The sequence below is a fragment of the Nocardia sp. NPDC050408 genome (assembly GCF_044458905.1).
GTDB lineage: Bacteria > Actinomycetota > Actinomycetes > Mycobacteriales > Mycobacteriaceae > Nocardia.
On sequence record NZ_JBITIL010000041.1, the window covers coordinates 1 to 24,876 of the forward strand.

Genomic DNA, 24,876 nt, shown 5'->3' on the forward strand with positions numbered 1-24,876 from the left:
GTTCTTTATATAGCTTACTTTCTTCCTTTCATTCCTTCCCATTATTTCCCTTCCTTTCTTCCATTCATTCTGGTAGGATCGTTGGTGAGGGACCATACCAGACCGGAAGGATGTGACGATAGTGGTTGAGTACCATCAGCGTGTCCCGTTGGAGAGGCGAGTCCAACCAGGTCAGCAGGTCTCCACCTGCATCTACCCCATGACCAGGGAACACCTCTGCGGCAACCCGGTGTACGCGAAGAGCATCCATGGTCGCAAGCCCATGTTCTGCGAGCAGGATGTGGAGGGGCCTGACGGCATCCGCGTCAGGCACACTGGCAAGACTGCGGCGGCTGCTCGCGATCGTCTGGGCCTGAAACCAGATGACGTGAAGCGAATGACCGCCGCCATCGAGTCCTCAGCCGCACCAACCGTTGAGCGTCAGGAGCGCATGCTCGCTCCCGTTCCGGACCTCCCCTTCGAGCGTACCGTCAGCGACCAGACGCAAGACAGCATTTCGGAAGTCCAGACTGTTGACAATCTGGAATGTCAGACTTCTGAACTTGAGTCGGAATCGGCAGATGAAAACGTTGCTGAGCAGCAGCTTTCGGTAACCGATGCCGTGGATCGGGTCGAGCATCTGGTGACGAGGTACGAGGCGATCGCGCAGCTGATCAAGACTGCGACCGAGACACTCGCACCCGAGATCACCGCTGCTCTGGCGTCGGCAGCCGCTGCCGGGGCGGCTGAACGCGAGATCATCGAGGCCAACAAACGCAACTCCGAGAAGCTCACCCGTGAAGTGGTGGCCCGCAAGATCTCCGAGGAAGCCGCCGCCGAAAGCGCGAAAACTCAGCGACGGCTGGCCGTCGAGCGCGATGAGGCCTTAGCCGCAGCGCGGAAGGCCACGGAGGATGCGGAAGAGCAGGTGGCTCAGGCTCATGCCGAAGTCGCGCGGGTCAAGGAAGAAGCCGCAGGCCAGGTCGCGGAGGCCAAAGCCGAGGCGGAGGACGCGCGCCGTCTTGCCCACGAGGCATCCGAATCCGCGGCTGCCGCAAGCGACCAGGCCGAAGAAAAGGTCAACGCTGCGAACGCCTTCCGCGCTCATGCGGAAGGGGAGGTCGCTGAACTGCGCAAACAGGTACAGAGTCTGACGGATCAGCTCGAGACTCGTGAGGAGCAGCACCGCGCCGCGATCGAGAAGCTTCAAGAGCAACACCGCAAGGACGTCAAAGAGCTGCACGAGTACTACCAAGGAATCGTCCGCGACACTCAGCAACTGCTCCGCACCGCCTACGAGATCACCGGTCGGCAGCCGCATCATTCAGACGAAAATGCTTCCGCTGCAGCAGCTTACGAGAACGAGTAAGGGCGGGTGAGTTGGCGATGGTGAGCGGATCCCACAGCAGCACAGCAGGCGAAGCTGACCGCAGTCCGGACGCCCGTCTCGGCGTGCACGTGATCACGCTGCCGCTGTGCCGACCGCCGATGACGAGCAACGACCAACGGCGCATGCACTGGACCAAGGTGCGCAAGGCCAAAGCCGAGGTCGCCGAACAGGTTGGCTGGCGGGGTCGTGAGCAGCTCCGGAAAGGATTGCGCATCAACCACGCTCGCATCACGGTCACCTGGTACGCCCCTGACGCCCGCCGGCGCGACTCGGACGCACTGGGCCCTTTCCTCAAAGCCGCGCTCGATGCCCTGGTGAAGATGGGCGTCCTCCCTGATGACCACTCCGCTCACGTCGTCGAGACCAGCCTGCGGATCGTCATCGACCGCAGCAACCCTCGTATGACCATCACTATCGAGGACCTGGACAGCATCACGGCACCGGCAGTACGGCCTAGCGCGCCCGTGGAGACTCCGAAGCTGGCTCAGCGTGGATCTGCCTCCCGAAAGATCTCCGGGCCGTCCAGCGCGCCGACGGTGCCCGCTGCGGATTCGCGGCCGGTCCAAGACGTTTCGTCACATACTCCGCCCTCTTCGGACGTTTTGTCACAGCCTCTTGTCGCCCGCCCGGCTGGAGTTTCGTCACACGCCACCCCGGACGACGTTTTGTCACAGCCTGTCGAGGATCACCGCGCATCGGTGCTGCGGGACACCTCCTGCTGCATGGTGTGTGGGGCTCCGATCACTCAGCCAGGTACCGGCCGACCGCGCAAAACCTGCTCGGGTGCGTGCCGGATGCGTGCCAGCCGCGCTCGGTCCGGAAAGAATGATCCCCGATCTGGGAAAAAATTCAGCGCTGCCGCGTAGATCAGATCGATCTGGGTGCTCATCGCCTTGGTAGCCGCCAGCGCAGGGCGCGATATCGGCGAACTGGGGGGAGCGAGTGGCGATGTTTTGGCCGCATTGAGGCTCCCTCCCGTCCCGGGAGTGATCTGCGGTCGAGTTGTCCAGGGGCGCAGTGCGTTACGAATTCCGACGACCAATTACGCAATAAGATCGCGCTGTTGAGCTGGGCTTTTCGCATGTTCCGTCACATCTGCTAGCCTTCCCCTCCGGCAGGACATCTATATCCAGCGGCCCCCAGTCGAGCGACTCGGGGGCTTTTTCGATTTCACCTCAAGTTCATCGACCAAGCCCTCGGCATCGCCGGGGGCTTTTTTCGTACCCGGAGGCTTTGTGCTCACCACTATCCTTTCCGCGGTCGCAGAGTCCGCGGCGGCCGGTGTGTTTCCAGCGACCGTCTTTCTCGGCGTCGTCACCGTCGTGACCGTGATCGCCCTGTGTCGGGCCGACCGCGGCGATGTCCCGAAGATCTTCGCGTCCTTCACCTCAGCTTTCGGGTTCCACAAGCACTCGAAGTCCGACGCAGCCGTCACCGACCGCGACGACGATCATGGCTGTCAGGGCTCGGATCCCGGGCAGGGCAAGGGAGCGGACAGTTCGACGGAGGACGAGGCCGCGTGACCAGGCGTCGCACACGCTCCGGCGGCCCGGTGGAGAACGAGGTCATCTCATCCGTTGTGGCCGCCGAGTTCTACTCGACAGTGCTCGGCGCCCTCCGAGACCTCGTTGATGGCACCGTCGTCCTGAGTCACGCTGCAGACGGGCGACCGACCGCTCGGACATTTATCGTCGAGGCGCACGACGCCGACCTATTCGCAGATGTTCTCAGCGGGAAGTCGCTGCTGCTCATCGCCGAAACACGAGGCGAGAGGCTGGAGAACATCCAATGGCGATTCCGTCGCGTCCTCGAACTGGTGGGAGGTCTGGCAGACACCAGGCAGAACGATGGGGCTCTGGTCGATCCCGACGAGTTCGAGCGCTTCATCCGGCAGATCCGCGAAAAGGCCAGGGCAGCCCCACTACTCAAGTGCCCGTTCCATGGGTGGACGGAGGTTGGGCCGATCATGGCAGCGCGATGCCGGATGTGCCCATGCCCGCTACCCGACGTCGAAGAACCCACCCGTGGCCGGGCACGGACCTACTGCAGCGATGCCTGCCGTCAACGGGCATATCGGCAGCGCGGCCGGCGGCGTGGCTGGTCGAAGTGAGTGATTGTGGAAGTTCATCCACTCAATTTCCTCTCAACTTCCTAATGTGATCTCCGCCACACGCGAGCACACGCGAACACGCATGATTTGCCTGGCGTTCCTCTTACTTTCTTCTTCATGTACGGGAAAAAGGAAAGAGAGAGGAAGGCGAGGGGAAGACGAGAGGAAGTGCAAGTGCAACGAAACTGCAGATAGTTCCGGTCAGGGCCATCGTTGAAACCATGTCGACCATTGAGTGTGGTTCGCTCCTATTAAGCTGTACTCCAGTCGGCCAGTGTTGGGTCAGAGCAATCTGATTCGGCCGATCTTCTTGTTCGGGCTGTGCTCACAAAGAGCACCACGGACAGACGCCTCAGCTTCGGTAGGGGCGTTGCGCTTGCCGCGCCGCGGCGGGCTGGCCCAACAAGAAATAGGAGGGGCGCGCGTGGCGCAACCCGACTTGAACACCGCACCGACCAGACCGCGCCGGATCACCATCCGGGCCGTGCTCGACTCACTTTTGTGGGTCCGCGCAGGGTTGAACGCCTACTCGTTGCTGGACGACGGAAACGCCGCCAGCAAGGTGATCAAGGCGATCAACGAGCTGGCGGCGCACTTGCTAGCGGCGATCTCCTAAGTTTCCAGGCCTGGAGGATCGTGTAGCTAGCCCAGCGGGTCCCGGATGGTTCGTATGAGCCTCCGGGGCCCGTCTTTTGTCAGCGTTGGTCTGAACCAAACGCTTACGGACCGAATTCTACCCACCATGGTGAATGGGAATGTGACCGCTATACGCCGAAAGTACGGAAGACCACGAACAGCGATGGCAATGCGGATTCGGCGGCGAAATTGGGAAGGTGACCACGGAACGCTAATAAGAAGACAGAATTATTTGCTACCACCGTTGACTGTAGGGATTCGCACGGAAATTTGCACCAAACTTCCGCTCGTGGAAGAGCACCAGATCTCAAGTTCGGCGCGGCTCCACATCCCGCACCGACGAGCACCTTTGCTAAGTCGGATCGACCGGGACGAGTTCGGCCAGGCGCACCGTGAACGGATAGCGGCCCGGCGCGGTGGGATGGGTCGACTCGACGGTCGCGTGGTCACCGTCGATCTCAAGCACTCGGAATTCCGATACGCCGGTCACCAGCAGCACTTGATCGCCCACGCCTACCACGCTCGTAGCCTATCCCGAGCAAACGACCGGTACGTGGCATGGTCGCACATATGAGCGAACAGCTTCGGGAGTTCGCGCCCGGTGGCCGGGTGACATGGTGGACCGATCGCGATGGCCGCGGCCTCGACCGCGACCATCCCGATGCGATCCCTCGTTGAGGGCCAGCGCTTTTCGCTGTTCACACCTTCATGTATCGGTCCTCTCCGAAGAGGTCGGCCGACATCGTCTTGGCGTCGGCGGTCCCCAGAAGACGCCACACATGGCAGCGTTCCCACCCTTGTCCACCCGCTGGTTTGCGGAGGCCGTCCTTGTTGAGGGCGCGGGCGATGGCTGGGCACTTCATCCCGGCGCGGTGCATAACGAGGACACGGGCCAGTATGTGCGCTGGGCACCGCATCGGTGCGCCGCGCCTCTTCCTGGCGCTCATTGCTGACCACCGCGCCGGAACACGCCGAGCAGATCGCTCAGCACCAGCCGGGCACGGTCACCGCGTTCGTGGCCAGCCAAGATCGCGACCAACGCGGCTACCGCGACCAACGCGGTGAGAACAGCGATGGGCACCAGCGCCGCGAGCGTTATGGCGGTCAGGCCCGGTTGGGCAGCCAGCAGCGCCATGGCTTGCTGAATAAACACAGTCTCTTTTCCAATCTGGAGCGCGAGACTGCGTGTGCGCGTTTGGAATTATGCGCGCACGACGAGCCCCGCAGGTTGACGAGGTGAGGTCAACCTGCGGAAGTTCGGGCCGCGGGGGACGCGGCAGCGCGCGGTGATGAGCCGACCTGGCGTATCCGGAACATGTCGATGCCGATGGCGCAGCAGCGCCCGCAGCTGTTTCTGGGCGTGGATGATCTTGTCGACTGAGCGGCGACGACCAGGGAGAGCTTCCTCGAGGCCGCGGATCTGGAAGGGTCGGATTGGGGTGATGTGAAGCCACCAGTTCGCCTTGAGGCGACGGTGTTTGATGACCGCTTCGAACACCTCGCGCATGTTCGCGATCAGTTCAGGGGAACCAGCGACTTGCACGATTCCTGGCAGCCTGATTGTCGGCACGATGGTCGACACCCTTTTAAGTGCCGCACCAATCGCTTCAGCCCCGTGGTCTGGCAGCGCGAATCCGCCCACATTCAGGGAGGTGACAGAAGGAAACTCGGACCCGAAGTACGTCAGCGCTGGTGTGAACACATCGGGCACCACCACCTCGCTGATGGTGCGGAACATCTCTTTCTGCGCTTCTCGCGCAGCGGGCGACTCCAAGAAGCCGTCCAAGATCGCGCGGGTTACCGCGGGATCCAGGGAGAGCTCCGTCGTCATGGATCAGAGGATATGGGACGCGCGAAATTGTTCGCTAATTCCTTGTCGCCGTGAGCGCGCGGGCAATCCGGCAGGTGGGTCCTGCTCATCGCGTAGGCAGCACAAGCAGAGCCGTTCGCGCGCGGCTAGACCGCTAAGCCTGTTCAGCAGCCTTGCTGAAACGGGAAGCACGGCGGTTTCGGCGCCGGGACGACGCGCGGCGGTGCGTGCGGCGGGGGTGCGTCTTCTACCGCGGGCGATGCCGGTGCGTCGGCGGGCTGGGGATTGACGACCGCGCTGCCGGGCTCGTGGCTGTTGCCGTTGCCTGCTTGATCGGCGGTGTTTGCCAGGATCCAGCTGCCGCCGACAAGCAGGCTGATGGCGGCGCCAGCCAGGACCAGGGAGCGGACGGGTGCGCGGTGAGCGTTTCGATTGGCAGGCCCATTTCCCGTTGGCGGGGCCAGGTCTATGGAAGGGATGCTGACGGCGGCGGGGGAGCGGCCGAGGTCATGGTCGGCGACGCGGCGACGGGTCGGGGTTGCGGGCTGAGGCGCGATCGAGCGCGGCGGGATCGCAGTCGGCCGACTAGGAGCGGTCGGGTAGAGGTCCACGACGACGGCGCCGCCGGACTCCGGAGCGAGCGAAGCCGGGAACCCTTCGTCGCGCAGCGCATCGCGGGTGACGGCGTCGGCCAGGCCGAGGGCGGTGAGCACGGTGTGCACCAGATCCGCGGTCCATGCCTGGGGACGGCGGCGGGCGGTGTTCAGCCAGTCAACCAGGTCATCCGGGTCACCGCCGAGGAGCACGTCGCGGCCAGTCGGCATCGGGACCGGTCCCTTGTCCAGGGTGATCGCGCCGTCGTTGGGCACGACCAGGACCAGGCCCACCACGAATACCTCGTGGCTTGTTGCCTGTGTGGCGACGTGCTTGAGGTTGAACATGACGCCGGCCAGCTGCTCGAGGGGATTGGTGTCGCCGCCGCGGACGTGGATCGGGTCGCCGTCGACGCCGGGCAGGTGCCAGCGGCTGTTCACCGCGCAGGACAGCACCCCTGCGGCACGACGCTTGAGGATTCCTTTGACCTCGATGCCCACAACCGCTTCCGGCGTGAACAGCACCAGGTCTGCTTCCTGGCTGTGGCGGCCGTCGCGGTCGGGAATGTGGCATCCCGAGATCGCGATACCGGATGCGGGGACAGTGTGCAGCCAGTCGATAACTGCCCGCTCCGCGCCCGACATCTTCGGCCGGTTGCCATTGATGACCAACATGATGGTGACCTCTTATTCCCCGGAGTCCGGGCTCGATGATGTGACCGGGGACGGTGGGAACACCGCTATGTCTCGCCGATCGTTGTGTGACGCAACGGCTCTCATGGTCTCGTCGATTGCTGGTGCGGCGAAATGAACACTCACGGCTACAGGTCCATCCGCCATGTGCCAGCGCTGCTGCCGGGATCGGTGGACGAGGTTGCGAGCGCGGTGACGTGGGTGCGCTGTGCGGGGCAGAACATCCAGCAGCTCGTCGACGATGGCGCGACGGACGCGGGTCGCGTGTCGACAGCCGTGACGTGCGGTTCCGCGGCGGCAATGTTGGATGGGCTGGCGCCGGGGTCTGCAGCGGCCGGTGCCGAGTCGGTGCAGAACATGGCGCAGGTGCCGGGGGGAGTGGCGGCTGGGATCCGCATGTCGTGCTGGCTGTTGCCCACAGTCAGCACGAGCGAGATCTGCATAACCGTGGCGGCGACGAAAATGCCCATCAGCAGCGCCGGGGTCCGGAGCAGGTACGCCACCAATCGGCCCGCCTGGTTCTTCAGCGGCCGGGCGATGTGCGCCCAGATGGCGGCGGCGATCGACTGGCGGTCCCTGGTCTGCAGGTTGTGCGACATGGTGAATCCTCCGAAGATTACGTCTAATTCGACTGTCAACAGTCTAACAATTCGAATGGTTGACAGTCTAGATATGGATGGATTCATACCCAGGGCAAACGAAGAGGGGGAAGCAGGCCCGGCGGGCTGCGGCGCTGATGAGCCGGGAGACCTATCCAGGACCGAAGGGGGGCGGGAGACCGGCGGAGAGATCAGGAACTCAGCGACTGTTGGTTACCCGGCTGGCGTCGGCGAGCGGCGCGGCGCGCCGCTGCGGTCAGATACGCCTGGATCGAGAACCCGAGTGTCTCGATGTCCTCCGCGGACATCCCAAGGACGTCAGTGTCTTTCGTGAAGCGAACTCGCTGGGATCCTGGGCGGTGCTAGCCGAGGACGAGGCGACGGACATGGCCGGTTCCCTTCACATAAGGGCCGTTTCCTGAAACGATCTTCCCCCAGGGCAGATTCCAGCCGGGCCAGCGGTCGGCGTGGGTAGCGGGGAAGGGGACGGGCGATGGATCTGCAGATCCGCATCGACGGCGGGACGGTCGACGACTACATCGCGCTGGCCGACCATCTGAACGGCAGCCGTGACTTCCGCGGCCGGATCCGCCAGGTGACAGGCCCACCCGCGGACGGGAAGCTCGACGCCGGCGTCATCGAGATGCTCACGGTCGCGGTCGGCTCCGGCGGGCTCGGCGTCGCCCTCACTGCCTCCCTGAACAAGTGGCTGGAGAACCGGCGGCCGGACGTCACCGCCGAGATCACCGTGACCCCGAAACGCCGTACCGTGATGCTGCACGCCCGCAACGCGAACACCAAGGCGCTGAGGCTGCTCCACGACATCCTGCGCGACGCCGATGAGCGGTGACCCCCGTCATCCCGCCCAACTCGCGGGCGGTCCTGATCGGCGTGGCCCACTACGAGGACGCCAAGTACCGGTCATACCCCGCCGTCGGCAATAGCGTTGATGGCATTTACCAGCTGCTGGTCGAATCGGGCCTGTGCGGGTGGCGCCAGGAGCAAGTCGAGAAGATCACCGACACCGCCAACGCCGGCCAGCTCATGGGACGACTACGCCAGCTGGCGGCCGAGACCACCGGGGTGCTGTTGCTGTACTTCGTCGGCCATGGCGTGCCCAGCGAGCACACCGGCGAGCTGTGCCTGGCCATCGCCGACACCGACCACTCCAACCCCGACGCCACCGGCCTGGAGTACACCAAGATCAAGCGGATGCTCCACAGCGGCACCCCCGCCGCCACCAAGATCGCGATCCTCGACTGCTGCTACTCCGGGCGGGCCATCGGGCTGGGCGGCGCGCAGCTGGCCGAGTTGAGCGACTGCACGGGCACCTACACCCTCACCGCCGCCGACGAGCGCGCCCACGTGCCCCCCGACGACGAGGGCAACCCGCGCACCGCGTTCACCGGCGAGCTGCTAGACCTGCTGACCCGCGACGGCGTCCCCGACGGCCCGCCGGGCCTGACGCTCGGGGCGATCTTCCCGCGCCTGCGGCAGCGGCTGAACGCCAAGGGGCTTCCCCTCCCTAACCAGCGCAGCGACGACGCCGCGGCCGCGTTCGTCTTCGCCCGCAATCACGCGACACCGCCGCAAGTGCACGCGAGGGCGGCGGCCCCGGCGACGACGGCCAGCTCATCTGAGGACCCGCCGCGCCAGGACCCCGACACCGAGCACGAGGTCAACCTCGCCTCCGTCGAAAGCACCAGGGTGAGTGGCCGAATTCGCAAGGAGGACGTCCTCACTGCGCAGCCAGACGCCGCAGAACGCTGGCTACGCCTCGGCGCTGTTATTACCTCTCTGGCACTGGCTGGCGTCCTGGTCTGGGCACTGTGGCCGTCATCGCAAGCCAGCTCACCGCCGCCGCAGACCACCCTCTCACCGCAGACCACCCTGTCACCGCAGACCACCCTGTCACCGCAGACCACCTCGCCGCTGCAGCTCGTCCAGCTCGGCAAGATGACCGCCGCCACGGCGACCGAAACCGTGGTGTTCAGCCCGGACAGCCGCATCCTGGCCACCGTCTCCAAGGACAACACCGTGATGCTGTGGGATGTGACCGCCCAGCGGCAAGTCGGCCAAATTATCAGCCTCTCTGGGAATAACGATCACAGCGCCGTGGTGTTCAGCCCGGACAGCCGCACGCTGATCACCGCGAAAGTCGAGGGCGAAGACAACGTCGTGCAGCAGTGGGATGTGGCCAGCGGCCGCCAGACCGGCCAGCCTCTCGTCGTCAACACCGGCCTTAAGGGGGCCCGCAGGGTGCCCCACACGCCGACGCTGAGCCGGGACGGCCGAGCCCTGGCCATCATGGACGGGGGCCTCGACGCCGACGGCAGTGTGCGGCTGTGGGATGTGCCCGGCCGTCAGCAGACCGGCCGCCTCGACACCGAGGGCGTCACGGACTATGCGTTCAGCCCGGACGGCCGCACCTTGCTCACCACCTTGTACGGCGTGTACGGCGTGGACACCACCTCTCTGACACTGTGGGATGTGGCCAGCCAGCAGCGTGTCGGCGACCCGATCACCCTGCAGAAGAAGGACTACCTTGAGGACTACGCGTTCAGCCCGGACGGCCGCTTGCTCGTGACCGTAAGCAAGACGAGCGACCTGGGAAGAGTGCAGCTGTGGGACACTTCCACCCACAACCAGATCTGCCAGCCCATCACCACCGACGACAGTATCCAGGCAGTATTCAGCCCGGATGGCCACAGCCTCGCTACCGTCACCTACAACACCCTAAGGTTGTGGAACGTGGACAGCGGCCAGCAGACCGCCTCCGCGATTGGCGGCACCGCGGCGGCGTTCAGCCCGGACGGCCACACCCTGGCCACCGTACGCGAGGACAACACCGTGCTGCTGTGGAGTGTCCCCAGCAGTTGACCTGTCGCTGCGCCCCAGCGGCGAGCGTGGTTCGGCGTCACCCGCCCCACCATCTACCGGCACCTCAGCCAGACGACTCCATAGCCTCACCGCACCGCAGCTGACCAGGCGCTACGCGAACTTCGTTGGATTTCGGCGATTTCTGCCGGATCTCCGATAGTCCGAAATCACCGCGCTGATCAAGCCATTGTCGTTGTTTTTCGCCCGATTACTACCGTGACCCCGACATGGGCGCACGCTCCGGACGGTGCAAAAGGTGTAACCCCCAACCCATCTGGCGGTGGGGGAGCGGACTACAAACTACGTCGGGCTACGAGGACCGGATCTTGTCGACCAGCAGGTTCCAGACGGCTTCTTTCTCTTCCGCCAGCTCGACCAAGGCCTCGACCATGTCTTTCCGGGTGATGGCGTTGTCTGTGCTGGGGCCGCCTCGCCGGACTCGGCGGCCGGTCGCGGCGGCCAGCTTCTTGACCTGGTCGTCCCATCGGTCGGCCTGCGCGGGCGACATTTTCAGCGTCCAAGTGATCCAGTCGTCCCTATCGGAGGAACTGGGCTTCGCGGCCGCCCGCTCTCCGCTGTCGAACGCGTCGTGCAGCGCGGAGGTGTGGCTGTCAGGCATCGGTCTTCTTGTCCTTTCTCTGCGCCGGCGTGGAAGCGGGGATGATGCCGAGCTCGGCGAGCACATCGGCGTAGGAGTTATCGACTGAGGTGGTGAAGGGGCTGAATCCGATCGACTCGCGCAGCGTGATCACCGTCGTGAACCGGGCGATCTTCTTCTCGCTCAACATGTCCGGAACCCGGTCGGCATGGTCGGCGCCCGGTCGGACCTGCACCAGCAACACCCGGGGAGCGACAGGGTTGTGCTGGCTCACCTCTCGGGCCAGCGCCAGCGTCCGCGGCAAGGAACGCGCATCTAGTGGGTACGGCTTCATGGGCATGATCAGGTCCACCTGCTGCCCGTCGGGCTGCTTCAACATCTCCTGCAGCAGCTCCGGACGGTGCGCCTGAACATCGATGACCGAGTACGCGTAGTCGCGCTCGAGGTGGTGCAGCCGGTTGGCGCGGGCGCGGGACAAGTTGACCGCGTCGATCCGCGCCGACGGACTGCCACCACCGAGCTGGAGCAGCCGCTCGCGAATCGCCGTGATCCACTCGTAGGTGCTCCGGTCGGCACCAGCGTCGCCCACCAACACCGGCCCCAAACCCTTCAAAGACAGCCAGATCGCCAGCTGAGACGCGGTCGTGCTGGTTGCACCACCTTTGAGCGTCCCCACAACCAATCTGCGCGCCATTTCAACAGTTTAAACTGCTAGATTGTTTTCAGTCCAGCTTTGGGGCAACTCGCGGAAGTCGTGACTCGCGGGCAAGCGGAACAAGATGGCCGTTTCCGAACATCCGTCCTGAACTGGCCTACATGCCCGAATGCGACCGGCTGTTCGCCGGAGCATTCAGAGCTGCCGTGTGACCGAGACGTCGCCACCAACCTCACTCGATCGGCGGTGGAGAGGTGTGAAAGGTCCGTGTCAGCGGGTAGTTCCCGCTTCGCATTGCCGCCGTGTACGCCTCCCAGTCTCCGCAGAAATAGTACGACCGAGTGCCATCGCTGAACGTCACCTCCACCGGCCGGTGGCCCCGGCGACTGACCGCAATGACCTTCCCCTCTGCTTCTGCCGCGGCGATCTTCTCCTGGCGTGCATGCTCACGTTTCTCGTGCTCCCGCGCGGCCTTGCGCGCGGCGACCTTCGCGGTGCAACGTTGCCGCCACTGTGACCAGCCCTGCTTCACCCGAGGGGTGAGACGCCCGAAGATTCCGACCACCGCCGCGCAGCCGAGAGTGACCGCTACTGCCTGCCACATGTTCATGATGCGGAACGTACAGACAAGGGGTGCAACGGATTCTGACCGCCGACAATGCTGGTTGGGTCGTGGTGCCGTCGAGAAATTTCGATGCGACACCATTCGCTCAGGAAATACGGTCAGGACTTCTTTTGGAGAGCGGAGCATGACGATGCAGGTCGATATGAGCAAGAAGCTCGATGGCAGCCGCGCGATGCAAGCTGTAGTCGATGCCGCGGTCGAGCTTGGCGACGCCATCGAGACCCATGCTCTCGAGATCAAGAATGATGTGGATCCGACATCCAAGAGTGGCGCGGCCAAGATCGCGAAGTTCGTCCTCGGTGCAGCCAACCGGCTTCCAGCCGATGCGGCCGAGAAGTTCGAGGGGTACGCCTACCTCTTTCTCGGCGTCACCCAAGGTGCTGCGCCCGGAATCGTCATGTTCGACACTAAGGTCCTCGAAGACAAGATCCGCCGGTACTTCGACCCAGACTCTCCTCCACGCTGGGATGTGCACTGGGTGCCGGTGGGCACAGCTGGTCGTGGTGTTTGCGTGATCTCGGTGGCGCCACCGGCTGAGGGTGATCCGATGCAGATCTGCCACAGCGAGTTTCAGGGTGACGACAAGTCGCTCTCGATGGAGGACGGGCGTGTCTACTACCGAGAGAAAGCATCAACACGAGTAGCTCGAAGCGGCGAGATAAAGGCGCTCCAACGTCGCGCGAACCTTGCGCTGCCCCCGGTCGAGCTTCTCATCGAGGTGGTCGCGGGCCCGCCACGCCGCTATCTCGACAGCGACGTTCGTCAGAGGTTTGATGCGATGTGGAAGTCTGGATCGGCAAGGATCAAGGACGGGTGGTGGGAGAGTGAGGAGGCTCTTCATGCCCGGCTGGCCCAAGTCGAGGAGCGCGCTCGTCAGGAATGGCGCGACAATCTGAGCACCCTCGCAGGGGCGGTTTGGCCTGGCACCCAGTTCACGATCGCGAACACAGCCGGTACCTGGCTCGAGGACATCGAGCTGATCCTCCACTTCCCGCAGGGAGTGTCGGGCATTCAGAAGACCAACCACGTCGGCGTCGACCTCACCACGTTGGTGCCGACCCTGTTCGAGAAGCCCAAACCCAACGATCCATACGGGCCGGTTTCAGCGATAGATCTCAACTGGAGACCGCAATCGCCGCTGTCCAGTTCCCCATACCCACTTACCTGGGGGAACGACGACGAGGGCCTTGTCGTGACCATCTCAGGTATCGATCTACGCCCCGACACCTCTTGGACCAACGACGACGACGATCTGGTAATCATCGCCGACGAAGCTATGGAGACCATCCCGGTCGAGTGGCAGCTGACCCGAGAACACCACCGCAGCTACAAGGGCACCCTCGACCTGCCCACGCAGTCTGCCTCGAGCAGAGATGACCTTGCAGACTTGATCGCCCTCCATCATCAATGAGTCCCTGAGGGCCCGATTTGGGTCGCGACGATCTGACCGACGCTAAGTCCCTCGCGATTCGCGACAGCGCTCGCGCCGAGCTGGCAGGCCGGTTCTGGGACTCCGACGATCACCGCGACGATGGAGGCACGAACCCGACCGGCCATACCGTGCGCTCGTTGTAGCGAATGCTGTCCAAGTGCACACCGCGCAGGTCCGCGCCGGTTAGATCGACGCCGGTCAGATCAACGCCGTCCAGGTTCGCGTCGGTTAGATTTGCGTCGGTCAGGTTCGCGCCCGCCAGGTTCGCGCCGACCAGATGCGCGCCGGTCAGGTCCGCACGGTACAGGTTCGCGAGGGTGAGGCGTGCACCAGCAAGGAGTGCGCCCTCCAGGTTCGCATCACCCAGGTACGCATCGCCCAGGTTCGCGCTGATCAGGTCCACGTTATTCAACTTCGCCTTGTCCAAATCGGCGCCCTCGAGGCAAGTACGGTGGAGATTCGGTCTGGCCGGGATCGGTTCGTTGGTGATATCGCGGCGGCCGATGACGGTCAGCGCGGCCTGGGTATCGACCGGCATCCCATCGAGCGGAGTTTGACACCCGCTCATGGCAGCATGGGTGCGCACGAACGCCGCAAGGACCGCGAATACCGTCGCATGATCGACCGGCGAATCCTTCGCGAGGCGTTCGAGCAGGTATATGCCCGATAGTCGGACATCGACCTTGTCGGAAGCCAGTTGCTCGGCGGCCAAGCGGAACCGGTCGGTGACCGCAGTCTGCTGCGACAGCCCGAGCTGGGCGTTCGTCGCCCGCAGGGACTGATTGGTGAACCACAGGGCGCCGATCGTCCCTCCCGCTACCGCGAGTGTGGCCAGGGTGGTCAGCAACGCGCCCAGCTTCGTCCAGCCTGGCCAGTGCAGGAACCGAGCCGAACCCGACCTCGGGGTCGGCGGGGCAGGGGGCGTGGGCGGCTGCGTCGGCTCCGGCGGTCTTGGCGGCTCTGGCGGCGGCGGTGTCGGGGGGCGCAGTGACCTGCTGCGGCCCGCGACTGGTCCCCGTCGACGCCGCGCGGACCGCGTTCCCCCCGTGGTCATTTCGTCTCCCTCATGTGAACCGCCGTCGCTACGGTAACTCGCGATTGGCGGCCGTGCCCGCGCCGAGCTGGAAGACCGATTCCGCGATTCCGACGCTGCGGCGGGCGATCAACGGTGGTCGGTCGCGTGGCTTTCGGCGGTCATACCGAGACACTGGGGCGCAAGGCTGCGCCGCGGCAGGGGCTGTCGGGGGGATTCAGTTTGAAGCGACCGCGACCGAGGGCGACGGATCGCTCCACGACCTCGCTGAAATACCTGCCCCATCTTGTTCGCTCGGACCAGGTGACATCGCGTATGTCCTTGACTGCGGAAATTATCGCTCCGGACAGGTCGGTGTCGATCAGTACCGCGTAGGTGAGCACGGCGCCGGCCAGGTTGGCGTCGCGCAGGTCCGCATGTGACAGGTTGGCCCGGTAGAGGTAGGCGCTGCGCAGGTTGGCCCGGCGCAGGGTCGCGCTGTCGAGGTTGGCGCCGTGCATGTGGGCGTTGGACAGGTGCGCGCCGTCGAGATCCGCGCTGTAGAGGTCCGCACCAGAGAAGTCCGTGCCGGTCAGCAGTGCGCTGGACAGGTCCGCACCGGTCAGGTCCGCCCGAGCCAGGATCGCGCCGGACAGGTTGGCCCCGGGCAGGTGTGCCCAAGACAGGTTCGCACCGGTGAGTCTGGCTCCGACCAGGTGAGCGCCAGCGAGTTCTGCCCGGGTCAGATCCGCGTTGGTCAACTCGGCTTGGGAAAGGTCCGCGCTGAACAGGTTCGCGCCGGAAAGGTTCGCGGCAAATAGGTTCGCGGCGCGCAGGCCGCAGCCGTCCATGGTCGTATTGGGAAGACATGCACCGATCAGATTGAGCCCGAGTAGATCTACCGACCGCAGGTCGGCACCGGCCAGGTTGAGATCCGATTCGTTGCGGCACACAGGAAGGCGCGGTTGCTGCTGTGATGGCGTGGTCTGTCGGTGCGCCGCTTCGAGTTTCCGTTGCTTGTCCAGCATGGCGGCTTTGCGTCGTTTCACCTTGAACTCTTCGAGCACCTGGCGTCGCTTGCGCTCCCGCAGTTCTTGCTTTCGCCGATCCTGGTCCTGCGCCAACCACATGCACCCGGCGGCCGCGAGCAACGGAAGCGACATGACCGGCCAGGATCCGCCGAGCAAGAACATCGAAAAACTGGTCACGAACGCCAGACACACGACAACGGTTTCGAAGCTTGGCAGCACCCGTCGAGCGCGGACGGTTCGGCTGACCTTGCTCCGGAGGGACTTCACCGCACGCCGCCTCACCCTGGCCGGAGTTTTCCCCCGGCTCTTCTCCTTCTCTTCGGTCTCGATGGCCTGCCGTAGCCGTGCCCAGCCCTCGTCGATATCGCCGCCGGTGTCATGTTCGGCGATCCAATGGCGGAGGTTCTCGAATGCCTGGTGCACGGTAATCGCTGGGACTGCGTCCTTCCTCCGCTTCCTCGTCATACCGTCACTTCTCCTATCCCGGGGGTAGTGGGCGCGCTCTGACCGACGCCGACGCTGGCGTCGGCGCTGGCGTCGGCGAAGGTGATCTCGTAGCCGTCGCTTTTCGCCCACGCCTTGAACTTCTTGCGCGCAGACCACTTGTGCGTTCTCACCGTCTTGACGGTCGTGCACAGGGCCTCGGCGATCTCAGGGTCCGAGCGCTCCATCACCACCGACATGAACATCACCCGCCATTCCCCATCGGTCAGTTTCGTTGAGGCCTTTTCAAAGAACCGCCCTACGAGATCGTTGCCGAGTACCTGGTCCAGTTGCCTCTGTTGCCCCGTCGTCACCCCGTCGACGGGGATGTCGGTGTCCACGTAGGCCTCCCAGAAGATGAGCTTGCTGTCTTGGCGCCAGCGATCGATCACGCAACTCTTGGCGATCGTGATGAGCAGGCTCTCTACCTGGTCCTGGCTCATCTCCGGGATGCGATCGCGGTAGGTGCGCCACATCCGTATGAACGTTTCCTGCACGAGGTCTTGGGCGCGATCGGCGTCACCGCGCACCGCGTACAGCAACCACTGCCGGACAGTTGGATACTTACGGCGGTACAAGTCCTCGAAAGGCGATGGGGGTCGGCGGCGGCGCAACCTCATCCGGCCGGCATCCCTCGTGCTGGAAGCACGAGCGGCACACACGGCCGGCCCAGCGCGGGTACGACTTCGAGCAGGCTGGCCGAGATGGCGGTTCCCCCTCGCGTGACATGAACGACCCGGCGGCTGCTGCCGCAGGTTTCCCGAAGAATCATCCGGGTCTCGACGTGGCGCTGGTACCCACGCACGCAGTCGACGATGCCCAACCAGAGCCCACCCAGTCCCGCGGGGAGCACGAACCATAGCGAGGTACCGGTCCACTGAGCGAGGACCCACGAAATGTGCATCACGCCAAGCAAACGGCACTCACCCCCGAACCATCAAGACCGCAGCTCACCGCCCATATCAGCCCCCAACCCGCTGTGAGATCGTCCCCTCCGCGCGGCAGGCCGCACTAGTTCAACCGATCGAACGCTTGGTCATTTGATTCAGGCGGGTCAACGCCCGGCAGCAACAGCTCGAGCGCACCCACAGCAGCTGCGGGCGAAGGCGGGCAGGGCGGGTTTTTACCGCGGTAAAAACCCGCCCATGCGCCGCGGAAGGCTCAGCGGGCCCTGGCTGATTCCAATGTTGCGGTCAGCGCGAGGATCAGACTTCGAAGCTGGTCGGGCTCCATGTATTCGCTGATCGCGTCGGCGAGCACGTCTGGTCGGGCACCGAAACGTTTGAGTGCCTTCGCGATCCGAGGCGCGTCTACGGGCGGGCGTTCCAGCGGACCAGCGTCTTCGCCGTTGGTGTCCTCGTTTTCCTTCCTGGCCTGTTCGGCTTGCCATTTCGCGACCTGGTCTTCGAGGGGGACTCGAGCGAGGCTGCGGGCGAGTCGAATCGCGAGGTCGCCGCGACGCAGCGCGGCCTGCAGTTCGGGTGCCAGGTTGAGCAGGGCGCGTCGCTGCGACACCCAGCCACCAGTCTTTTTCAGCTGGGCGGCCGCGGCCTCGGCGGTGCCGCAGGCCTCGACGAGCGCTTCGACCGCTTTGGCTTCCTCGATCACGTCGAAGTCCTGGCGGGCGATGTTCTCGGTGATCGAGGCAGACAGCAGCCGAACCTGGGTGGAGGCGATCTCGTCCTTGACGATGAATTCCAGTTCGGCGCACCCGTATTTGCGCGCGGCCGCCAGCCGTCGGCAGCCGTTGATGACCACCCATTGCGCTGACTCGACTGCGGTCGCATCGTCGGGGTACAGCGCGAGATAGGCGCCGCGGGTGACGACGAGTGCGGGCTGAAGTTGTCCCTCGGCGATGCTCGCCAGGTCGCTCAGATCGCCGAGATCGTCGCGCGGGTTGCGCGGGTTCGCGACGAACTGAACCAGGGGAGCGGACGTCACCGGGATATTCGGCTGGGGGCGGGCGCCGTCGACGGGGGACTGGTCTCCGACCGCGTCGATCAGGTCGGCGAGGTTCTTGCGTGCTCCTCCGCGTGCCATCACGCCACCCGCAATTCCAGCGCGAGCTTGTAGAAGTCCTCCCGAGCGCGCAGCGAAGTCCCGTTGGTCGGATATTCGGTGACGACTTGTCCGTTCAGCGATGCGCGGGTGTGCAGCTTGTAGCGTCGTACCACCGTCTTCGCGCCGGGCCATTGGTTGCGCCTGATGAATTCGAGCGTTTCGTCGCGGTCGGCTTCACCGTCGCGGGGATCCCAATTGTTGATCACCACAGTGTGTTTCAGCTTCCGCGGCTCGATGACCTTGCGGATGGTGCGGGCGGTCGGGTCGAACGAGAGCGGTTCCGGGGTGATCGGGATGATCACGTGGTCGGCGACATCGAGTACCGCGCGCAACGCGTCCCCGGCCGGTCCTTCACCGAGCGGATCGCGAGTGTCGTCGGATTCGGCCATATCCAGCCAGCCCGGGGTGTCGACGAAAACGTGGTTGACGCCCTTGAGGTCCCGTAACTTCCGCAGCCCGTTGAGATCACCGTGCGCCTGGACGACATGGAAGGGCAGGTTGTCGACGCGTGATCCCCACCAGACCGCCGAGCCCTGCGGGTCGATCGACACCGCCGCGACCGGTGAGGGGGCGTCCGGATCCAGCCCGCCGCCGGTGACTTCTGCGGTGACCGCCGCCAGGTTGACCGCGAGGGTGCTTTTCCCTACTCCGCCTTTTTGATTGAGCAGCACATAGACGTGCGCCATGAAACTCTCCCGTGTGCTTCGCCGTACTTGGCTACTTCGGATGGCGCCCGCAGCATAAACCCAACCGCCTTCTCTCGCTGGTGGACACGGGACGACGCGCCGAAAGTCTTCGCGCATGGCGACTCTGGCGGCAGGTTTTACCGCGGTAAAAGTGGCGCGCGGCAAGCATCTCGTCGAAGGGGCGGCTGGCTGTACAGGTTTCGGCCACCGAGTCCTCAGCGGGGGACACCACCTGCCGCAGCCGAATCCGGCACAGCGGCCGAGTGAAGCGGCTACGGTTCCCGTCCATGGAGGGGACAACACATTTCGAGCGCGCCGACGAGTTGGCGGCGCAGGCGAACAAGGCCCTGCAAGCCGCGCTGGACGCGACCTCGGATTTGTCGGACAGAGCCGGGGGATGGGCGAACTATGCGGGTAGTGGCAGGGAGGCATCGGACCGGATGATGTGGGAGCGCGTGCGCGCCCTGCAGGCGCAGGCACAGATTCATGCAACGCTCGCGGTCCAGGCCGCGCTACATCCCACAGGGGCATAAACGCAGGCCTAGCGTTCCACCGCCCCAACCTCTTCGGCCGAGAACCAGCAGTCGTTCAGATGTTTGTCGCCCATGGGCGACAAACCGGTGCACGGCACACGGATCATAAAAGCCGATCCAGCCTCGCGCCTCGATCCGCTTGGGTGTCATCTGCGGCACTTGCACATCCGACGGCGTGGTGTCGAGATGCGATCGGGTTCTCGACACCACACCGGTGGCGTCAGACAGGGTCGGGCAATGCCCCGCCCAGTTCGCGCCAGTGCTGCACCACACCTTCCGTGGGAAGGTTGGCCAGTTCTTCGGCCAGCTCCCTCTCGGCCCTTGTGATTGTGTCGAGCATCGATTGCGCGACCCGCTCATCGAGCTCGCGCGACCGTTCCTTCCAACCGGGCGTCAGAAACTCCATCAGGTCCTCGTTGGGAAGGTCCTGAAGGCGCGCGGGCTTTTTGCTGACCTCATACAGCTCCAACAGCCAGGTGTAAGGGACGAGATCGGTGCCCTTGACGACGATCCCCGCGCTGCAGGGCACCCCTGACCGGAGTGCGAGACGCAGGATTGCGGGATGGAACTTGATCTGCTCAGTGGGAACCCACTGCAGCCGGGCGAGGTCGAGGCCGCCGTGTTCAACCGCGATGTCTAAGACGTGGTGGGGGAGGTCGACCCATTCCACGGTCCGCGGTGGTCGAATCAGGTAGAGCATCCGTTTCCCATCTGTCGGTGCAATATCGTCGGTAAGCACGTCGGAACTACGAAGGTTCCTGTTTCGCAATCGAACCCGGGAGTTACCGGGGCCTGTAGCCCGACCTATGGGTCCGGGACGCGGAGAGTGCGTTGAGCAAGTCGGTCGCGGCGGCGACCGTGCCGCTGTGCTCGCCACTGGCGAGCTGGCCGTCGCGGGCGCGAGCGGCGAGAGTTCTCAGGACTTCCCGTGTGCTGCGTGGTGAATTGAGCACCAGGGCGACGGCTTCGCGATGCGCGTCAGCATGATTCTTCGGCGGCAAGTGGGGCCCGGACAGCGCTTCCGGCACCAAGTCCTGGCCGGCGTGGTCGGCCTCGTGATACGCCGACCACAGGTCATGGAGTGGCGGCCGCAGCTTTTGATGCTCGGAGCGATCCTCCGGTGTCGTGGGTGGATGGTGACGCATCCGGTAGGCGAGCACGCGCAGCAGTTTGTGGGTCGCCGCCGGGTCGGACAGCACACGGTCGACGGCGCCGTCTGGTGTTATCGGCCGACTACGTTCAACGATCCGTTCGCGGATTTCCTCGCGGACTTCGACGACCTTCCCGGCGCTGCGCGCTGCGCGGCGCTCCTCGGACGCACGCCGGCGGCACTGATCCGAACACCACCGCCGTGGCCGCCCTCGTCCTGGCCGCTCCAGGACCCTGCCCCCGCAGCGGGGGCACCCCTTGAGCTCCATATCGACCAGGCTACCGATTTTCGTCCGGACGGAATTATCGGAAATGCCGCGATGGTGTAAAAGGTGTGTGGGCCTGTTCGTTGTTCTGGCGTGGCCTGGAGCAGGACGTCGATGCGTTGTCGAGCGTTCCCTCTGGGGGTGCTCTGTTTGGGGGGTGTCCTCTCGGGGGGTGCCTCCTTGCCTGGGGGGTGTGCCCCCTTTGCGACACCCCGTGCCCCCTCGCGACACCTCGTACCCCTTTGCGGCGCCACCCCTTCTTGCGCCTGGGCACCCCCAACCAATCCGAGGACCCCAAGCGAGGGGCCAGGGTCGGCGATCCGACCTGACCCCGTCGACCCCAAACCCGACCCCATCGACCCCAAACCTCGACCCCAAACCCGCTTGGGTTTGTTGGGGTCGATACCCGACGAGCGACTCGCCGCAGCAGCGCTTGCAGAGCAAATGACGAGGTCAGGGCGACCCCAAGGGAGGTTGGGGTCACCCCAGAGGCGGTTGGGGTCGGCGACCCCGACCCCTTCGGACGACACCCAACCGACCCCGGGGTCACTCGGCGCGATGTTGGGGTCCCCTGGGGTCGACCCCAACCACCCCCGCACACCGGCGGTCCAGTTGGGGTCGCCGACCCCAACCGACCCCTTTCCCACTCCGCGGCGACTGGCGCAACGCTGTGACCAGCGGAAACGCGAATACCGCAGGGGGGTATAGGGAGGGTGCAAAAGGTGTGACCACGCTATTTGCTGTTTCCAGCGCAGAAGAAGCGATGAGTATGGGCGGCTCTGCGATTTCGGTGAATCTGCCGCCAGCGTGGCTGCCGGAGGGTGACACCACAGGGGATGCCGCCTGCCTTTGAAGGCGTGCCCTCACTTACACCGTGCAACGTATAACTTGCCCTGCGCGGGGCTACTCCTGCGCGGGTTTGACCGCGTCCCAGGGCACCCACTGCCGCAGCGTCACCTCCATGACGCCGGAGTTGGTGCGGAACACCGCGGCGATCTCCGCGTACCACGTCGGTTCTCGCCCAAGTGCCACGCGGGCCCACGCGTACAGCACGGCGGGCATCCACTCGTCATCGAGACGGATGTCGAGGCTTCCGGCTTTCTCGCCGAGGGTCACCGGGTCTACGCGGGGCCGGTCTCGCTGCGGGTGCACCCACACTCGCCGTGGATCCACCAGGACGCGCATTGGTGGCTCGACGCGGCGAAGCGCCGACCACTTGGGCTCGTGCATCCGGCCCTTCATCCGATCCGCACCTGAGGCTCGGGCATCGTGGCGTCGACCGGGGTGGCTCGCGTCAACTGTGTGCGGTCGATCCCGGCGCCAGTGAGGACCAGGCGCGCGGTGCGCGGCCGTGCGGTGCGGCCGGACACTCGGACGTCGAGGTGCACGTCCCGTACACGGCCGTGGCCGCGGCCGAGACCGGTGTATCCGGCGATACGGGAGCGGATCTCGATATCGGGGCGAGCCCATCCGTCGCTGGTGACGATCAGTACCGCGCCGTGGCTGCGAGCGCGGGTGACGATCGCGCGAGCGCGGGTCGGAGCCGCTGATCCAGGAGCATCGATCGCGACTACGCCGACTCCCTCGAGCAGGACACCGGCGATGGCGAGGGGATCGTCTCCTGGCTGGGCGATGTGGGCGAGCCTGGCCAGGTCGCCGCCGAGCTCGTGGAACGCGAGCAATCCCAGCCGCGGGGCACCGAGTACCGCCGCCCAGACACCGGCGCTGGTCGCGGCCGCCAGCAGCGCAAGCATGATCGAACCGCCTCCGGTGCAGGACACGACGCTGCCGCGGGCGAGCCCCCCATTGGGAAGGAGCTCACCCAGGCCTCCGGGTACGGCGGCGAGCAGGTCGGTTGCACGTGCGGGTGGTGGTCGTGTGTCGGCTCCGACGCGGCCGGGAATTGCCGCCATTCGGGCGCGTAGGAGGTCGAGTTGCTGGGCGCGCGGGAGAGCAGCCAGCGCACCGTCTGGGCGCGCGCTGGGCTCATCTCGATCCACTGACTCGAACATATGTTCGTAATGATGACATGGCATCGTGGGTGCGTCGACCATGGCGTGCGCAGGTCAGCGCCTATTCCGCACGGTTCGACCGAGGGCGGAACCAACGGTGTTGCGGCCCAAAGCAAGTCCACATCGCGGCGACTCGGAGCGGTCCGGCACCGCAAAATGGCCCCGTTTTTGCACATCTTGCTCGTTGCAGATCTGACATTGTGGCGGCATGACCGAGCCAGAGAAGGAACCTTGGTTGACCGAGGTGACCGCTCGTGTAGTCGAGGGCCGCTTACTCGGCGGACTGGAGGGGTTTGTGGTCGCACCGGATTGCCTTGGTGAGGCGTATGACACTGCGATTGGCGGTCAGACCGTGAAGGTCTTATTTCCTTCTCCGGACCCGCAAGATTCGAGCAGCAATCCAGTTCTGGTGTCTCCAAAGGTGGTGTTCTCACCGTCGGTGGTGTGCGGAAGGGTCGCTTCGGCAGACCGTAACAGGTGGGTGTGCGCTGACATTGAACAACTGGCGTACCGATTCGAGATGACCGGCTCACGTGGCGATGTACGGGAAGCATGTAGACGCATCGGGCAGGAATTCCCCGCATGGTGGGAGCGACTCGAAATGTGGCTGGACACCTTCACTGAGCTCGACCTGCTCCGCCACAGAAGAGCCCACTCCGTCAGGCTCGAACCCAACTTCTCTGCCTTTTCCTACCCCCGTGACAGCGACGATTTTCCAAACAGGGTGAATTGGAAGAAGGTGGACATGGACTGGATTAACTGGAGGACTCATGAGAAGACCTTCATTCCGCCAGCGATCGAGATCCCTGACCACGATGTGCTGACACGTTGTTTTCGGCTGGCAGGTGAGGGGGCAGAACTCCCCGCAGAGTGGCAGTACATGCGCGAGGCCCGGTCTTGGCTGAATGCAGGGCAGACGAGGCATGCGGTCATCGACGCCTGTACAGCAGCCGAGATCGCCCTTGCGTACCAAGTGCACCAATTGCTCGCCGGGACGAGCACGATGGTCATCGAGCAACTTCTCAAGCGCTGCAATGGTATAGCCAATGTAGCGGACATCGTCCGCAAGAACGGAGGCACGACAGCATCCCGCAACGATGTCGAGGGGCGGCTAGCCAAGCTGAGGAATTCAGCAGCACACGCGGGTAACGAACCCACGCATGAGCAGGCCAAGACAGCTGTAGCGGTGGCTGCCGCGATCCTCGGTCACGCTCGACCTCGCCAAACACTGCATTAAGCCTCGACCCTGTAAGGGACTCACCGCGACTTCTTTTCGCGGATGTTTCTTCGGATCCCCTCGGCGGTCTCGACTGGCTGCTGCATAAGGGAGCGCTCATCGAGGCTCTGAAACCGGCCCACGTGCTTCCGTCGGACTGGCCGCCCATCGCGTAGGCAGTTCACCGCCCCACTCGCGCAGCAACATCCGCACCGGCAAAGCAGGACCGAGACCCATCTGCCGGTTCCAGGGCCGTGGTACATCGCCGAACTGCCGAAGAGAACGGTTGTCACATACAGGTCGTATCTGTCACCAGGCCGAGTGCGCGTATGGCCGGGTAGGCCGGGCGCATTGCTGCGCCCGGCCCCCCTCAGAACCGGACGTGCACGATTTCCATGCATCCGGCTCAAGCAAGCCCATGGCGGGC

Annotated in this window: 27 protein-coding genes; 10 read left to right on the forward strand and 17 right to left on the reverse strand. The window is 64.6% G+C overall.

The window, feature by feature from the left end; genetic code table 11:
• Positions 1-199 precede the first annotated feature (199 nt).
• The 5 genes from ACIBJI_RS41895 (at position 200) to ACIBJI_RS41915 (ending at position 4,095) form a co-directional block, all read left to right on the forward strand.
• On the forward strand, positions 200-1,348 hold the full coding sequence (locus tag ACIBJI_RS41895; RefSeq protein ID WP_397088734.1) for a hypothetical protein: 1,149 nt from the start codon (positions 200-202) through the stop codon (positions 1,346-1,348).
• A gap of 17 nt (positions 1,349-1,365) precedes the next feature.
• Positions 1,366-2,235, forward strand: a complete 870-nt coding sequence (locus tag ACIBJI_RS41900) for a hypothetical protein (RefSeq protein WP_397088736.1) — start codon at positions 1,366-1,368, stop codon at positions 2,233-2,235.
• Positions 2,236-2,604: 369 nt separating this feature from the next.
• Complete coding sequence (locus tag ACIBJI_RS41905; RefSeq protein ID WP_397088738.1) at positions 2,605-2,892, forward strand: hypothetical protein; 288 nt, start codon at positions 2,605-2,607, stop codon at positions 2,890-2,892.
• A complete protein-coding gene (locus ACIBJI_RS41910) occupies positions 2,889-3,479 on the forward strand; it encodes a hypothetical protein (RefSeq protein ID WP_397088740.1) in 591 nt (196 codons plus the stop codon). The genes ACIBJI_RS41905 and ACIBJI_RS41910 overlap by 4 nt, the downstream gene beginning before the upstream one ends.
• 424 nt (positions 3,480-3,903) lie before the next feature.
• The gene (locus tag ACIBJI_RS41915; RefSeq protein ID WP_397088742.1) at positions 3,904-4,095 is read left to right on the forward strand and encodes a hypothetical protein; all 192 of its coding nucleotides are present in this window, start codon (positions 3,904-3,906) and stop codon (positions 4,093-4,095) included.
• Positions 4,096-4,467: 372 nt separating this feature from the next.
• Here ACIBJI_RS41915 and ACIBJI_RS41920 read toward each other — a convergent pair whose 3' ends face one another.
• The 5 genes from ACIBJI_RS41920 to ACIBJI_RS41940 form a co-directional block, all read right to left on the reverse strand.
• Positions 4,468-4,635 (reverse strand): hypothetical protein, encoded by a 168-nt coding sequence (locus tag ACIBJI_RS41920; RefSeq protein WP_397088744.1) that lies wholly within the window; start codon positions 4,633-4,635, stop codon positions 4,468-4,470.
• A 423-nt stretch (positions 4,636-5,058) separates the two neighbouring features.
• Positions 5,059-5,268: a hypothetical protein gene (locus ACIBJI_RS41925; protein ID WP_397088746.1), complete on the reverse strand. Its 210-nt coding sequence runs from the start codon at positions 5,266-5,268 to the stop codon at positions 5,059-5,061.
• A gap of 48 nt (positions 5,269-5,316) precedes the next feature.
• Entirely contained in the window at positions 5,317-5,946 is a 630-nt protein-coding gene (locus ACIBJI_RS41930; protein WP_397088748.1) for a hypothetical protein, read from the reverse strand.
• 143 nt (positions 5,947-6,089) lie between these two features.
• Complete coding sequence (locus ACIBJI_RS41935; RefSeq protein WP_397088750.1) at positions 6,090-7,193, reverse strand: hypothetical protein; 1,104 nt, start codon at positions 7,191-7,193, stop codon at positions 6,090-6,092.
• A 146-nt stretch (positions 7,194-7,339) separates the two neighbouring features.
• Positions 7,340-7,810 carry a hypothetical protein gene (locus ACIBJI_RS41940; RefSeq protein ID WP_397088752.1) on the reverse strand — a complete coding sequence of 157 codons (471 nt, stop codon included), beginning with the start codon at positions 7,808-7,810 and terminating at the stop codon, positions 7,340-7,342.
• A gap of 493 nt (positions 7,811-8,303) precedes the next feature.
• Between ACIBJI_RS41940 and ACIBJI_RS41945 the strand changes: the two genes are divergently transcribed.
• Complete coding sequence (locus ACIBJI_RS41945; protein ID WP_397088754.1) at positions 8,304-8,660, forward strand: hypothetical protein; 357 nt, start codon at positions 8,304-8,306, stop codon at positions 8,658-8,660.
• Positions 8,657-10,690 carry a caspase family protein gene (locus ACIBJI_RS41950; RefSeq protein ID WP_397088756.1) on the forward strand — a complete coding sequence of 678 codons (2,034 nt, stop codon included), beginning with the start codon at positions 8,657-8,659 and terminating at the stop codon, positions 10,688-10,690. Before ACIBJI_RS41945 ends, ACIBJI_RS41950 begins: the two co-directional genes overlap by 4 nt.
• A 310-nt stretch (positions 10,691-11,000) precedes the next feature.
• Here ACIBJI_RS41950 and ACIBJI_RS41955 read toward each other — a convergent pair whose 3' ends face one another.
• The 3 genes from ACIBJI_RS41955 to ACIBJI_RS41965 all read right to left on the reverse strand — a co-directional run bounded on the left by ACIBJI_RS41955 (position 11,001) and on the right by ACIBJI_RS41965 (position 12,553).
• On the reverse strand, positions 11,001-11,309 hold the full coding sequence (locus ACIBJI_RS41955; RefSeq protein WP_397088758.1) for a hypothetical protein: 309 nt from the start codon (positions 11,307-11,309) through the stop codon (positions 11,001-11,003).
• Complete coding sequence (locus ACIBJI_RS41960) at positions 11,302-11,982, reverse strand: hypothetical protein (RefSeq protein WP_397088760.1); 681 nt, start codon at positions 11,980-11,982, stop codon at positions 11,302-11,304. Before ACIBJI_RS41960 ends, ACIBJI_RS41955 begins: the two co-directional genes overlap by 8 nt.
• 193 nt (positions 11,983-12,175) lie before the next feature.
• On the reverse strand, positions 12,176-12,553 hold the full coding sequence (locus tag ACIBJI_RS41965) for a hypothetical protein (protein ID WP_397088762.1): 378 nt from the start codon (positions 12,551-12,553) through the stop codon (positions 12,176-12,178).
• 139 nt (positions 12,554-12,692) lie between these two features.
• On the opposite strand from ACIBJI_RS41965, the gene ACIBJI_RS41970 reads away from it, so the two are divergent.
• A complete protein-coding gene (locus tag ACIBJI_RS41970; RefSeq protein WP_397088764.1) occupies positions 12,693-13,979 on the forward strand; it encodes a hypothetical protein in 1,287 nt (428 codons plus the stop codon).
• Between the two features lie 109 nt (positions 13,980-14,088).
• On the opposite strand, the gene ACIBJI_RS41975 is transcribed toward ACIBJI_RS41970, so the two are convergent.
• The 5 genes from ACIBJI_RS41975 to ACIBJI_RS41995 all read right to left on the reverse strand — a co-directional run bounded on the left by ACIBJI_RS41975 (position 14,089) and on the right by ACIBJI_RS41995 (position 19,273).
• On the reverse strand, positions 14,089-14,847 hold the full coding sequence (locus ACIBJI_RS41975; RefSeq protein WP_397088766.1) for a pentapeptide repeat-containing protein: 759 nt from the start codon (positions 14,845-14,847) through the stop codon (positions 14,089-14,091).
• Positions 14,848-15,194: 347 nt separating this feature from the next.
• The gene (locus ACIBJI_RS41980) at positions 15,195-16,508 is read right to left on the reverse strand and encodes a pentapeptide repeat-containing protein (RefSeq protein WP_397088768.1); all 1,314 of its coding nucleotides are present in this window, start codon (positions 16,506-16,508) and stop codon (positions 15,195-15,197) included.
• On the reverse strand, positions 16,505-17,386 hold the full coding sequence (locus ACIBJI_RS41985; RefSeq protein WP_397088770.1) for an RNA polymerase sigma factor: 882 nt from the start codon (positions 17,384-17,386) through the stop codon (positions 16,505-16,507). Before ACIBJI_RS41985 ends, ACIBJI_RS41980 begins: the two co-directional genes overlap by 4 nt.
• Before the next feature lie 301 nt (positions 17,387-17,687).
• Positions 17,688-18,566: a ParB/RepB/Spo0J family partition protein gene (locus tag ACIBJI_RS41990; RefSeq protein WP_397088772.1), complete on the reverse strand. Its 879-nt coding sequence runs from the start codon at positions 18,564-18,566 to the stop codon at positions 17,688-17,690.
• Positions 18,566-19,273, reverse strand: a complete 708-nt coding sequence (locus tag ACIBJI_RS41995) for a ParA family protein (RefSeq protein WP_397088774.1) — start codon at positions 19,271-19,273, stop codon at positions 18,566-18,568. The genes ACIBJI_RS41990 and ACIBJI_RS41995 overlap by 1 nt, the downstream gene beginning before the upstream one ends.
• A gap of 287 nt (positions 19,274-19,560) precedes the next feature.
• Here ACIBJI_RS41995 and ACIBJI_RS42000 point away from each other — a divergent pair, with 287 nt between their 5' ends.
• Positions 19,561-19,806, forward strand: coding sequence for a hypothetical protein (locus ACIBJI_RS42000; protein WP_397088776.1), 246 nt, complete (start codon positions 19,561-19,563; stop codon positions 19,804-19,806).
• A gap of 220 nt (positions 19,807-20,026) precedes the next feature.
• On the opposite strand, the gene ACIBJI_RS42005 is transcribed toward ACIBJI_RS42000, so the two are convergent.
• The 4 genes from ACIBJI_RS42005 to ACIBJI_RS42020 all read right to left on the reverse strand — a co-directional run bounded on the left by ACIBJI_RS42005 (position 20,027) and on the right by ACIBJI_RS42020 (position 23,221).
• On the reverse strand, positions 20,027-20,545 hold the full coding sequence (locus tag ACIBJI_RS42005) for a hypothetical protein (protein ID WP_397088778.1): 519 nt from the start codon (positions 20,543-20,545) through the stop codon (positions 20,027-20,029).
• A gap of 43 nt (positions 20,546-20,588) precedes the next feature.
• Positions 20,589-21,005, reverse strand: coding sequence for a hypothetical protein (locus ACIBJI_RS42010; protein ID WP_397088780.1), 417 nt, complete (start codon positions 21,003-21,005; stop codon positions 20,589-20,591).
• Between the two features lie 1,119 nt (positions 21,006-22,124).
• Positions 22,125-22,451, reverse strand: a complete 327-nt coding sequence (locus ACIBJI_RS42015; protein ID WP_397088782.1) for a hypothetical protein — start codon at positions 22,449-22,451, stop codon at positions 22,125-22,127.
• Between the two features lie 8 nt (positions 22,452-22,459).
• Positions 22,460-23,221 (reverse strand): hypothetical protein, encoded by a 762-nt coding sequence (locus ACIBJI_RS42020; protein WP_397088784.1) that lies wholly within the window; start codon positions 23,219-23,221, stop codon positions 22,460-22,462.
• A gap of 220 nt (positions 23,222-23,441) precedes the next feature.
• On the opposite strand from ACIBJI_RS42020, the gene ACIBJI_RS42025 reads away from it, so the two are divergent.
• The gene (locus tag ACIBJI_RS42025; RefSeq protein ID WP_397088786.1) at positions 23,442-24,470 is read left to right on the forward strand and encodes a hypothetical protein; all 1,029 of its coding nucleotides are present in this window, start codon (positions 23,442-23,444) and stop codon (positions 24,468-24,470) included.
• Positions 24,471-24,876 lie beyond the last annotated feature (406 nt).